Source organism: Aeromonas sp. FDAARGOS 1404, assembly GCF_019047085.1.
GTDB classification, from domain to species: domain Bacteria; phylum Pseudomonadota; class Gammaproteobacteria; order Enterobacterales; family Aeromonadaceae; genus Aeromonas; species Aeromonas veronii.
This window is the reverse complement of record NZ_CP077237.1, coordinates 322,196-334,555: the sequence shown is the minus strand read 5'-3', so window position 1 is coordinate 334,555 and position 12,360 is coordinate 322,196. Positions and strand designations below refer to the sequence as shown.

Below are 12,360 nucleotides of genomic sequence, written 5' to 3'. Positions count from 1 at the left end.
GCTAATTTCGCCAGTGCTAAATGGCATAGCCTGTGCTGTGGCCTGTTCTGTTTATCTGCTGTTTATCAAAATCGCCTGTGCCTGGTGCGTTCCATCGGGCACAGGGGCAGAGGGATGATGTCTGTGCGTCTCCCCACTCATATGGAGAATGACTATGTGCCCCGCTATCGCACTGCTCGGTGACATCGGCACCGACCACGATGGCTTCCCACCGACCCCGGTGATAGCTGCCAGTCCCGACGTGTTCCTCGATGGTAAGCCTGTGGCTCGTCAAGGTGATCCACTGGCGCCCCATGACAAGCCCAACAACCCGCCGCACCCACGGGCCATTGCCGGTGGTGTTGGCTCTGTGCTGGTGAATGGCAAACCCATCGCCGTCACCGGCACGTCAGTGGATTGTGGTGGCGTGGTGATTGGTTCCGGTAGCGGACAGGCAGGATAAGGAACAGAGTCATGGCGCAAAGCACAGGATTACAATTTACGGTCAAGGTGGGGGCGTTGCCCGAGAGCACCTTCGTGGTGGCCAGTTTTCAGCTGGATGAGGGGCTGAACCGGCCGTTCAATCTGCAGCTGGAGTTGGCCAGTAGCCAGCCTGATGTCGACTTTGGCGCCGTGCTGGACCAGCCATGCGAGCTGATTGTGTGGTACAACGGCGAGCTGCAACGCCGGGTCTGCGGGGTTGTGAGCGAGTTTGCCCAAGGAGACAGCGGTTTTCGCCGTACCCGCTATCAGTTGCAAGTCAAACCGGCGCTGTGGCGGCTGGGGCTGCGCCAGAACTCCCGCATCTTTCAGGCGCAAAAGCCCGATGAAATCCTCAGTATCCTGCTGCAAGAGCACGGCATCACCGACTACGCCTTTGCCCTGAAAAACGAACACGCCCAGCGGGAATACTGCGTGCAGTATCGGGAGACTGACCTCGACTTTGTGAACCGCTTGGCCGCCGAAGAGGGCTTGTTCTACTTCCACGAGTTTGAAGCAGGCAAGCACCGCATCGTCTTTGCTGACGATGCGGCAGCCCTGACCGCGGGCCCCGAGCTATTTTTCAACCTCGGCAACCGCTCGCTGGAACAAGGTCCCTATGTGCGCCAGTTCCACTACCGCGAGGCGGTGCGCCCCTCGGATGTGGAGCTGAAAGATTACAGCTTCAAGACGCCAGCTTATGGCCTCTCCCACAAAAAGCAGGGTGCAGAGCTCGAGCACCAACGGGATACCTACCAGCACTTCGACTATCCGGGTCGCTACAAGCAGGACCCGAGCGGCAAGGCGTTTGTCCAGCATCGGCTCGATGCCCTGCGCAATGACGCGGTGGCGGGCAGTGGCAAGTCCAACAGTGCCGCCTTGTTGCCGGGCCAGCACTTTTCATTGACCGAACATCCCAATGGTAGCCTCAACACTGACTGGCAAATCGTTCATATCCGCCACACCGGTGAGCAGCCACAAGCCTTGGAAGAAGAAGGCGGCAGCGGCCCGACCGTCTACCACAACGAATTTGGCGTAGTGAAGGCGAGTACCACCTGGCGCGCCCGTATCGGCAGCCCCGAAGCACCTCACAAGCCGATGGTGGACGGCCCGCAAATCGCGATAGTGGTCGGCCCCGAGGGGGAGGAGATTTACTGCGACGAACATGGCAGGGTGAAGCTGCAGTTCCCGTGGGACAGATATGGCAGCTCCAACGACCAGAGCTCCTGCTGGGTGCGGGTGAGTCAGGGCTGGGCCGGTGGCCAGTACGGCATGATGGCGATTCCGCGCATTGGCCATGAGGTTATCGTCTCATTCCTCGAAGGTGACCCCGACCAGCCTATCGTGACGGGTCGCACCTACCACGCCACCAACCGGCCGCCGTATGAGCTGCCAGCCAACAAGACTCGCACCGTGCTGCGTACCGAAACCCACAAGGGGGAGGGCTTTAACGAGCTGCGCTTTGAAGACCAGGCGGGACAGGAAGAGATTTATATCCACGGTCAGAAAGACCTGAATGTGCTGATTGAAAACGATGCGGCGTGGCATATCAAGCATGACGAGCATCGGGATATCGACAATGAGCGGGTCACTCGCATCAAGGCCAACGACCACCTGACGGTGGAGGGCGAGAAGCGTGACCACATTAAGGCGGACTATTCGCTGACGGTGGATGCTTCCATGCACCAAAAACTGGGACAAAGTTGGCTCACCCAGGCTGGGCAGGAGGTGCACGTCAAGGCTGGTGCCAAGGTGGTGCTGGAGGCGGGATCTGAAATTACCGTCAAGGTGGGCGGCTGCTTTATCAAGGTGGATGGTGGTGGCGTCACACTGGTTGGCCCTACGATCAAGATGAACTCTGGGGGAGGCCCAGGGTCTGGTTCAGGTTGGGCGGGTAAATCCCCTGTCGGCCCTCATGGTGTGTCAGTTCCTCCCATGCCGAAGGTGCCGCTCAGTCCTGCCCAGCTGGCCACCATGAAGAGTGCCGCCCCTTTCTGTGAGGAGTGTGAGAAGTGCAAGGAGGGCGGCTGTGAAATCTGAAGCAATGTCGCTTGCTGAGTGGGTAGCCGTGCAAACCAGCCCACTGTATGCCGTACTGGCAGGGGCCAGCGATGCGGCACCTTTGCAGCACTATTACCAGCTTGATGGCCGTCATACACCGCGCGGACTCTATCTCGGTACCCCCTATCACGACTGGCTCCCCGTGATGCCCTATCTGGTCGAGCTGGACAAAGTGAGTCCTTTTATCGAATGGGCTGAAACGACCGATGCTCGCGATTGGGGATTTATTCTGGCGACCGAGCAACCTTCTGGCACTCTCTATGGCCATTTTCAGGGGCTGACCCAGATCTGGCATCAGGGTGAAGCCGTGTTCTTTCGCTATTGGGATGGCGTGTATATGTCTGCCATCGTGTCGCAGCTTGGTGATGGTATGACAACGCTGTTGCCGCAACTGGGTGCGATGTGGTGTCAGGGCAATGCATTTTCATGGGAACCATCGGAGCCCTGTGCTGTACGTCCATTTCCCTGGTGGGAACTTCCTCCAGCTATCGCAGCAGTATTGGCCGAGCAAGATACAGGTCCCCTTATCCACAACCTGATGCAACAGCTGGCAGATGAGAATGGCCAGCTTTACTGGGCTTTCCCCGAGGCCAATCTCAGGTGCAAAGTTGCCCGTTTCGTTTCCCGTTACCCATCCCCTGATATCGATCTATTTCCAGCGCTGGAAGCGGCGCTGCTCAATGAGGTTCAAGCATGAGTAATGCCGGCCAGGCCGTCTTCACCCAGGTGATCGCCGATTATCGCAATGCCCTGACTGAGTACCGCAAGGATGCCGAGAGTTTCTTTCTTGGCGACATGCTCGGTATGGACATGGAGCAGACCATCAAGGTTGGTGACAAGACGATAAAGGCGTCTTCGAGCAGCAAGAAGGCGCAATCCGTGGTGACGCAGTGCCCGTTGAGTGGCACTTTGCGGCTGGTCCATCTGTTTGAATCCGTGCGCTTTATTCCTATCGGTAATACCCCCTACCTAGTGGAATCGGGGAAGATGGAAAAGGGAAAGTTTGTCCCTGCTAAAGAGGAAAGAAAGGGCTCGCTCGATGCCAAGGGGGTGGCCGAAATTGGGAGTCTCAAGCCAGGGGAATCCTACAGGGTGACCTTCTATCCCAATGTGAAGAAGAGTGATTTTGATGGATTATTTAGATCATATCAGGTGGTGCAGGCTGATTTGGCTGCCTGGTTGGAGCGCGAGTGGGCCTCGACCCATCAACCTGCATGGGTTAATTATCAACGTAATGGCGGTGGTGGCGTTGCAGTTGCCGCCGGAGTGTTGCGTGGGATTGGTCGTGCGCTTGCCTCGGTATGGGACGATTTAACCGGTCTGTATGATTTATTGGCTGATCCAATGGGTAATGCCGAAAAACTGCTGAAATTCGGGGTAAATGCGGCCGATGTGGCACAAGCGGGAGCAGAGAAGATCGAGAGCGCCATGTTGGTGCTGCAAGATGAGGCGTTGATCTATCTCTATGTTAATGCACTGGTGAGCTGGTTAAAGATGCTCCCCCCGGATGAGCTGGTGGAGTTTGGTACCCAGGCGGTGGTCACTGTACTGTTTGATGTACTGGTTGGGATCGTCTTGACCGGCGGTGCAGGAATAGCCGTTCGCTATAGTGCCAAAGTGGCGACCACCATGACCAGGGCGGCCAAGCAGCAGGCTCGGATGGCCAAGCTGGCGGCAACATTAATCGCCATGTCAAAAAAGCACAATTTGGTCGCTCATATCGATGTAGCCAAGCCGGTGTTGGTGACGGGTGGGGCGCCGTTGAATCCGCTTAAAAAAGCAGATCTACAGCTGATCGACAGAGGAGCATCAACGCTTGTAGAAAAAGCGACAGCAGAGAGCCGCAGGCACAAGTCGCGCACCACTATCAAGCAGGTTGGTAGTACACCAGACACCTCCAGACACTCAACCAACGCCGCTGGTCATGCCAGCCAGACTGAAGCCAAAACCTGCAAGAACAACTGCCCTGTGTCCATGGTCACCGGCGAGGAGTTACTGGCGCTGGAGGATGCCCATCTGCCGGGCATGCTGCCGTTTACCTTTGGTCGCCTCTATCGCACGTCAGCTGTTGAGCGTTCCTGTGGCATGGGGGCGGGGTGGAGTCATGCGCTGGCCCATCGGCTAGAACGTCACGGAGATAGCCTGACCTGGTGGGATCAGGAGTCTCTTGCCATCGAGTTGCCGATGCCCTCGGCAGCCAGACCCATGATCACCAACCAGTTGTCAGAGGCGGCCGTTTATCTGGGGGATGAGCCTGACGAGGTAATAGTAGCCAAGGCGGGATCGCCCTTCCTGCATTTCACCTGGCATGGCAAGACAGGCCGTTTGACGGCCATGTCAGACCTTTATGGCAACCGGCTCACTATCCGTGCCGATGAGCAGGGGCGCCCCTGCTGGATTGAGAACGAGGGCGGTCTGGCTCTTCGCATTGTCTATCAAAAGGCATATCTGACCGCTGTCGAATTACAGCATTTTGACGGTATTAACTGGCAGCCAGAAGCGACCTTGCAACGTTATTACTATGACGATGCAGGGCACCTGGTGGTGGCTGAAAACGGGGCCGGTGAGTGCGAACGTTACCGCTATCGTTCCGATGGGGTGATCCTGGAGCGCCGACTGGCGGGCGGCGCAGGGTTCTTCTGGGAATGGGAGCGGGAAGGAAAGCTGGCGCGCGCGGTTCGCCACTGGAGTGATGTGGCCCGTTTTGATGTCAGTTACACCTGGGATGATGACAAGGGTGAAGTGACGGTCAGCAATGCTGATGGCAGTCAGGAGGTGTACCAGCATGACAGCAACGCTCGACTGATCCGTCAGCAAGATCCCGACGGCGCGGTCAGCGAGTTTGTCTATAACGACAAGGGTCAGAAAGTGCTGGCCCGCGATGCACTGGGGGGCGAAACCCGTTACCACTATGACGAAGCGGGCTTGCTGGAGTGCGAGATTGCGCCCGATGGCAGTCAGACCACCTATCACTATTGGGATGGTCGGGTTCGCAAGGTGGTGCAGGGGGAGCGTGAGTGGCGTTTTGAACGCAACGAGCAAGGGGATGTGATTGCAAGACGGGATCCCCTGGGGCGGGAGACTCGCTACAGCTATAACACGCAAGGCAAGCTCAGTACCGTGGTGCAACCCGATGGCAGCCGCATCGAACTGGGCTGGAACCGCCTTGGGCAGCTGATCGAGGAGAAGGGTGCCAACGGCGGCGTGACCCGCTGGCGCTATGACGAGCGGGGTCGTCAGATTGTACGGCGCGACCCGCGTGGCGCGATTACCCGCTATGAATGGAATGCGGCCGATCGCTTGCAAGCCGTGTATCTGCCTGGTGGTGGCTCCCGCCGCTTCGAATATAACGCCTATGGCAAGGTGACGGCCGAGTGGGATGAGCTGGGCCGTGAGACCCGCTACGAATATCACCCCGGCCTGCATCTGGTAAGCCGCCGCATCAACCCGGACGGCAGTGAGCTTAAGTATCGCTACGACAATGCCAAGCTCTTCTTGAGCGAGATTGAGAACGAGCATGGCGAGCAGCACCGCATTCACTACTTCCCCAATGGCCTGGTCGCGCGGGAAACCGGCTTTGATGGTCGCACCACCGCTTACCGCTACGACCTCAACGGCCATTTGAGCGAGAAGGCCGAGTTCGGCAAGCAGGAGACCGAGCTGGTCACCCGTTATGAGCGAGACTCCATGGGGCGGCTGCTTAAAAAAACCTTGCCCGATGGCCGTGAAATCCAGTTCAGCTATGACCAGTACGGTCAGTTGACCCAGGTGGATGATAGCGCCTGGCCACTCACCTTTGAATACGATGCAGCAGGCAATCTGCTGGCCGAGCATCAGGGCTGGGCTTCCAACTATTTCAAGCATGATGCCATGGGGCGGTTGGCCCACTGGCAGTTGCCCGATGGCAACAAGCTGGCTTACCACTACCTGCATGGCGAGCTAAGCGGGATTGATCTGAACGGCGCTGAGCTGACTCGCCACCAGATGGTTGGTGGATTGGAGATGCGCCGCAGCCAGGGGGCGCTGACCCAGCAATACGAATATGACGAGCAAGGGCGGCTGACGGCGCTGCGATTGCAACGGGGCAAACAGGTCGCTCGTGAGCGGCGTTACGGCTATGACCGCACCGGCAATCTGCTGCAGATCAATGACAGCGTGCAAGGGGAGCAGCACTACCGCTACGACCCGCTGGACCGCTTGCTGGAGGTGCGTGGTGAACTGACCGAGCGGTTCCTGCACGATCCGGCGGGCAACCTGTTGAGCCAGACGCTGGGTAGTCAGTTTGATGGGGCGCGCACCCAGGGGAACCGGCTGCTGTTTAGTGGCGATCGCCATTTTGAGTACGACGAATTTGGCCGACTGGCCATCGAGCGACGGGGCAAAGGCCAGTCACTGGTTACCCGTTATCACTACGACTGCCAGCACCAACTGATCAGGGCTGAGCTGCCGGATGGCACCACGGCCCGTTATGACTACGACGCCTTTGGCCGCCGTATTCGCAAGACGGTGAGTGGGGCAAAGGGCGAGCTGGTCACCGAATTCTTGTGGCAGGCCAACAACCTGATTGCCGAAAGCAGTTATCAGCTTGGTAATGATAAACATCGTACCGATGAGCAATACCGCAGCTTTATCTATGAACCGGGCAGCTTCAAGCCATTGGTACAGCTGGAAGGGGAAGGGCAGGATGCCGAGGTATTCCATTATCAACTTGACCACCTTGGTACCCCGCTGGCGTTGACTCGTGACAATGGAGCGACTGCCTGGCAGGTGCGCTATCGCGCCTATGGCAATGTGTGGCGGGAAGAGATAACGGAAGTGGCGACGCCGCTGCGTTTTCAAGGGCAATATTTTGATGCTGAGACTGGCCTTCACTACAACCGGCACCGCTACTACCAACCTGAAACGGGTAGATTTATCACCCCCGACCCGATAGGCTTGGCAGGCGGGCTCAACAACTATCAGTATGCCCCCAACCCGACCGGTTGGGTGGATCCGCTGGGGTTGACGAATATACCGGGGCAGTGTCCGCCGGGGCCGAATAAGAAAACCTCTTATGAGGCTGAAACTCGGCGTGAGGCCTTTAGACAAGCAAAGCGTGATGCAGGAATACCCATGACCCAGCAGCCCGTTAATATCACCAAGCCTGAATTATTAGATGGGAATGGCAGAGTGATTATGGGAACTAACAATCAACCAATAACAACTAGGCAATATGAGTTTATAAATGCAAAAGGTGAGAGCGTATTTATTCAAGAACATAGCTTAGGTCATGCTAAAGCAACTCCTAGGCACGGGTTGGAACCTCATTTTAATATTAGGCCTTCAGATAATTTGAATACAGGCTCTGTTTTAGGAACTCATGGTCATTATAATTTTGGAGTGAAAAAATGAATCTGTTTGATGTGGTATTGCCACACCCACATTTGCAAGCTTTATATCCAGAAGGAATAAACGGTGATATTTTAATCGGTAGAGTTGAGTTTTCTTCCGGTGGCCATATTTTTTTAACTCTTCATACTAAAGAGAAGCCGTCTAAAGAGGTTGCAAAATGGGGTTTATACGGAAGAGATTTCAATACGGTTTCAATAACTCTTTCTGTTTGTAATGCAGAAAGTGTTTATATATCCGGTTGGTATATGGCAGGTTTTTTTTCTATTGATATTGAACAACAAAAAGATATTTATGTTATCCGACAATGTAATGGGGATTTTAAAGTTGAAATAAAGGCGGAGTTTCTGGTTTTTCAAAGTTGCAGCGTGTATTTAAGTTAGGGGGGGGGCCAAATCAATCATCAAGCAGCAACAGCCCCAGCCCCTGGTGACCGCTACACTCGGGGCTTTCTGACAGGTAGGCCCAAGGTATTCAGCTTGTTTATGGCGCTTACATACGCCATGACTTCTCCCACTTGGCCATTGTAGTTACGCAGATTGATTTTCCCCACCAGCAACTGCTTGAACCGATACATTGCCGTCTCTGCCAGCGAGCGGCGGTGATGCCCCGATATCTTCTTCCAGTGCGCCAGCCCTTTCTTGCGCATTACCAGTACAGCCTCATTTCTTGGGTGCCCCTTTTTCCAGAGTCCAGCGTTCTTGCGAGGCGGGATACAGGCTGTCGCCCCTTTGCACGAGATAAGATGATGGCTGGCTTTGCTGTCATAGGTGTCATCCGCATAAACACGTCCCAGCTTGCGCCGCAGTGGATTGAGCAAGGTCGGTAAACCTCCGTATTATGGGTGTTTTCAAATGACACCTCTGTTGCCACGATATCGTGGTTTGTCGAGTCTACCGCCAGATGCAACTTGCGCCAGATTCGCCATTTCTCGGCGCTGTGTTTTCTGGCCTTCCATTCGCTTTCACCAAACACCCTCAGCCCGGTTGAGTCGATGACCAAGTCGGTGATTCGCCCCTTGGCGGGTTGTCGATAGGCCACTTTCACCGTGCGAGCGCGCTTGCTAACACATCTGCAGTCCGGTGCGCACAGCGGCACATTCATCAACTCGAACAGAGAGTCGAGTAGTCCCTGAGTGGCCCGCAGAGTGAGGTTGCAAATCCCCTTGAGCATCAGGAAGGTACAAATGGTCTGGTCGGTGTAGAGCTGGCTGCTGCCCCGCCGTCCGTGATGGTCGTGGTGAAACCAGTTGTTCATGGCCTCGGCATCAACCCAGAAGGTGAGCGAACCACGGTTAATCAAAGACTTGTTGTATTGAGGCCAGTTGGTGATGGGATGAAGCGATATGCCCATGATGCAGACTTGAAGAGGATGGTTGTGATCAGATCACCAAGTTCTCAGTTAGTTCCATTCAGCCACATCGATTTGGGAAACAACGCTGCTGGTGGAGCAAAGGCGTGACACAACCTTTTTTGTGGTTTTCCTTGAATTCCATTGATTCGGGCAAACACGCTGGCGATAGAGCAAAACAAGCGCCATTTCTAATGGGTAAGTGCCTCGTTGAAAACTGTCCGGTTGACTCGACAGGGCGGTTAGCGAAGAAGGTGTGGCTAAGCCGATGGCGATGGGGGGCCGGCTCGGGTATAGTCCTGCGCCAATGGCGTTATCCTGTTTTGCTGACCCGTCGTGGCCCTGGTGGTGGCGAGGGGCAGGCCTGTGTAAGGAGTGTTATGAAGTTCAGTCCCCTGCTCGATGAGATGATGAAAGCCCTGCAGGTATTGCCGGGGGTGGGGCCCAAGTCTGCCCAGCGGATGGCTTTTACCCTGCTCGAGCGTGAGCGCAGCGGCGGTTTGCGGTTGGCCCAGTTGCTCTCTCGCGCCCTGACCGAGATCGGTCATTGCAGCCACTGCCGCACCTTTACCGAGAACGACCGCTGCGATATCTGCGCCAATCCCAAGCGGGAAGAGAATGGCCTGCTCTGTGTGGTGGAGAGTCCGGCGGACGTGGCCGCCATCGAGCAGACCGGCCAGTTTTCCGGTCGCTACTTTGTGCTGATGGGCCATCTGTCGCCGCTGGACGGTATCGGCCCGGAGGAGCTGGGACTCGATATTCTGGAGCGCCGCTTGAAAGATGAGGCGATCAGCGAACTGATCCTCGCCACCAACCCCACCATCGAGGGGGATGCCACCGCCTGGTATATCGCCGATATGGCCCGCACCGCCGGGGTAGAGGTGAGCCGCATCGCCCACGGGGTGCCGGTAGGGGGTGAGCTGGAGCTGGTGGATGGCACCACGCTCTCCCACTCCCTAATGGGGCGCCAGCGCCTCAAGTAAGGGGCGGGTGGCGGCAGGCAAGTCGCGAAAAACTGAACATAAAATCGGCGGTTACACGCCAACAGGGGGCGAATGAGCAGGATTGCACATTCGCCCCCTTGATATTTGGATCGCTGTCCCCATCTAGGTTGGGCATATGTTCAACCCGATGTTTCTGAGGATTGGTCCATGACCCAAAGTGTTCATGCCGAAACCCACGGCTTTCAGACTGAAGTCAAACAACTGCTGAGCCTGATGGCTCACAGCCTCTACTCCAACAAAGAAGTATTCCTGCGCGAGCTGATCTCCAACGCATCCGATGCGGCGGACAAGCTGCGCTTCAAGGCGCTTTCCGATGCCTCTTTGTTCGAAAACGACGGCCAGTTGCGTGTGCGTCTGGTGGTGGACAAAGAGAAGCGTACCCTGACCATCTCCGATAACGGGATCGGTATGACCCGCGATCAGGTGATTGAGCACCTGGGTACCATCGCCAAGTCCGGCACCGCAGAATTCTTCAAAAACCTCTCCGGCGATCAGGGACGTGACTCCCAGCTGATCGGTCAGTTCGGGGTCGGCTTCTACTCCGCCTTTATCGTGGCCGACAAGGTGACCGTGGTCTCCCGCGCCGCCGGTACTGCTCCGGAGCAGGGCGTACAGTGGGAATCTGAAGGGGAAGGCTCCTTCACCGTCGCTGACGTAACCAAAGAGGGTCGCGGTACCGACGTCATCCTGCACCTGCGTGCCGAAGAGGACGAGTTCCTCGACGACTGGCGTCTGCGCTCCGTGGTGGGCAAATATTCCGATCACATCAGCGTACCGGTCGAGATGTTCAAAGAGGGTACCCCGGATCGCGAAGAGGATGGCGAGACCATCGTCGGCACCCCGGGCGAGTGGGAGCAGGTTAACCGCGCCACGGCACTGTGGACCCGCAACCCGAAAGATATCAAGGACGAGGAGTATCAGGAGTTTTACAAGCACGTCGCCCACGACTTTGAAGATCCGCTGCTCTGGGGTCACAACCGGGTGGAAGGGGCGCAGGAGTACACCAGCCTGCTCTACGTACCGGTCCGCGCACCGTTCGACCTCTACAACCGCGAGCAGAAACACGGTCTGAAGCTCTACGTGCAGCGCGTCTTCATCATGGACGACGCCGAGCAGTTTATGCCGACCTACCTGCGTTTCGTCAAAGGGGTGCTGGACTCCAACGATCTGCCGCTCAACGTCAGCCGCGAGATCCTGCAGGACAATAAGGTGACCGCTTCCCTGCGCAAGGCTTGCTCCAAGCGGGTTCTGACCATGCTCTCCAAGCTGGCGAAAGACGATGCCGAGAAGTACGCCAAGTTCTGGAAAGAGTTCGGCAATGTGCTGAAAGAGGGCCCGGCCGAGGATTACGCCAATCGCGAAGAGATCGCCAAGCTCCTGCGCTTTGCCAGCACCGCTGGCGAGGGCGAAGCCCAGACCGTCTCTCTTGAGGATTACGTTGGCCGCATGAAGGAAGGCCAGCAGAAGATCTACTACATCACTGCTGACTCCTATGCCGCTGCCAAGAACAGCCCGCACCTCGAGATCTTCCGCAAGAAGGGTGTCGAAGTGCTGCTGATGTGGGAGCGCGTGGACGAGTGGCTGATGAGCCACCTGACCGAGTTCGACGGCAAGCAGCTTATCTCCGTCACCCGTGGCGAACTGGATCTCGGCGATCTGGAAGACGAAGCCTCCAAACAGGCGCAGGAGGAGGCCGAGAAGGCCAATGCCGGTCTGGTGGAGCGGGTCAAGAAGAGCCTGGGCGATGCAGTGAAAGAGGTGCGTGTCACTCACCGTCTGACCGACTCACCTTCTTGCATCGTCACCGACGCCTACGGCATGAGCACCCAGATGATCAAGCTGATGCGTGCCGCCGGCCAGCCGGTACCGGAGCAGAAGTACATTCTGGAGCTCAACCCTGACCATGCGCTGGTGAAGAAACTCGACACCATCGAAGACGAGGCGCTGTTTGGCGAGTGGGTCACCCTGCTGCACGAACAGGCCCAGCTGGCCGAGCAGGGCGGGCTGAACGATCCGGCGAGCTTCGTCTCCCGCATCAACCGTCTGCTGCTGCAAGCCTAAGCAGCAACGCTGGTAACAGAAAGCCCACTGCATACAG

7 protein-coding genes and 1 pseudogene are annotated in these 12,360 nt (G+C 56.8%); 7 read left to right on the top strand and 1 reads right to left on the bottom strand.

Annotated features, from left to right (window positions below; all coding sequences use genetic code 11):
* Positions 1–154: 154 nt before the first annotated feature.
* The 5 genes from I6L34_RS01490 to I6L34_RS01470 are packed head-to-tail and all read left to right on the top strand — an operon-like array spanning position 155 to position 8,291.
* On the top strand, positions 155–442 hold the full coding sequence (locus I6L34_RS01490; protein WP_058057360.1) for a type VI secretion system PAAR protein: 288 nt from the start codon (positions 155–157) through the stop codon (positions 440–442).
* Between the two features lie 11 nt (positions 443–453).
* Positions 454–2,499, top strand: a complete 2,046-nt coding sequence (tssI, locus tag I6L34_RS01485) for a type VI secretion system tip protein TssI/VgrG (RefSeq protein ID WP_058058708.1) — start codon at positions 454–456, stop codon at positions 2,497–2,499.
* Positions 2,489–3,217 (top strand): DUF4123 domain-containing protein, encoded by a 729-nt coding sequence (locus tag I6L34_RS01480; RefSeq protein ID WP_058056962.1) that lies wholly within the window; start codon positions 2,489–2,491, stop codon positions 3,215–3,217. The genes tssI and I6L34_RS01480 overlap by 11 nt, the downstream gene beginning before the upstream one ends.
* A complete protein-coding gene (locus I6L34_RS01475; protein WP_216955426.1) occupies positions 3,214–7,911 on the top strand; it encodes an RHS repeat-associated core domain-containing protein in 4,698 nt (1,565 codons plus the stop codon). Before I6L34_RS01480 ends, I6L34_RS01475 begins: the two co-directional genes overlap by 4 nt.
* Positions 7,908–8,291, top strand: coding sequence for an Imm50 family immunity protein (locus I6L34_RS01470; RefSeq protein ID WP_141108814.1), 384 nt, complete (start codon positions 7,908–7,910; stop codon positions 8,289–8,291). The genes I6L34_RS01475 and I6L34_RS01470 overlap by 4 nt, the downstream gene beginning before the upstream one ends.
* Positions 8,292–8,344: 53 nt before the next feature.
* Here I6L34_RS01470 and I6L34_RS01465 read toward each other — a convergent pair.
* A pseudogene (locus tag I6L34_RS01465) lies at positions 8,345–9,261 on the bottom strand (IS5 family transposase).
* Positions 9,262–9,638: 377 nt separating this feature from the next.
* On the opposite strand from I6L34_RS01465, the gene recR reads away from it, so the two are divergent.
* A complete protein-coding gene (recR, locus tag I6L34_RS01460) occupies positions 9,639–10,241 on the top strand; it encodes a recombination mediator RecR (RefSeq protein WP_021231388.1) in 603 nt (200 codons plus the stop codon).
* Between the two features lie 168 nt (positions 10,242–10,409).
* Positions 10,410–12,323: a molecular chaperone HtpG gene (gene htpG, locus I6L34_RS01455; protein ID WP_216955424.1), complete on the top strand. Its 1,914-nt coding sequence runs from the start codon at positions 10,410–10,412 to the stop codon at positions 12,321–12,323.
* The last annotated feature ends 37 nt before the right edge of the window (positions 12,324–12,360 follow it).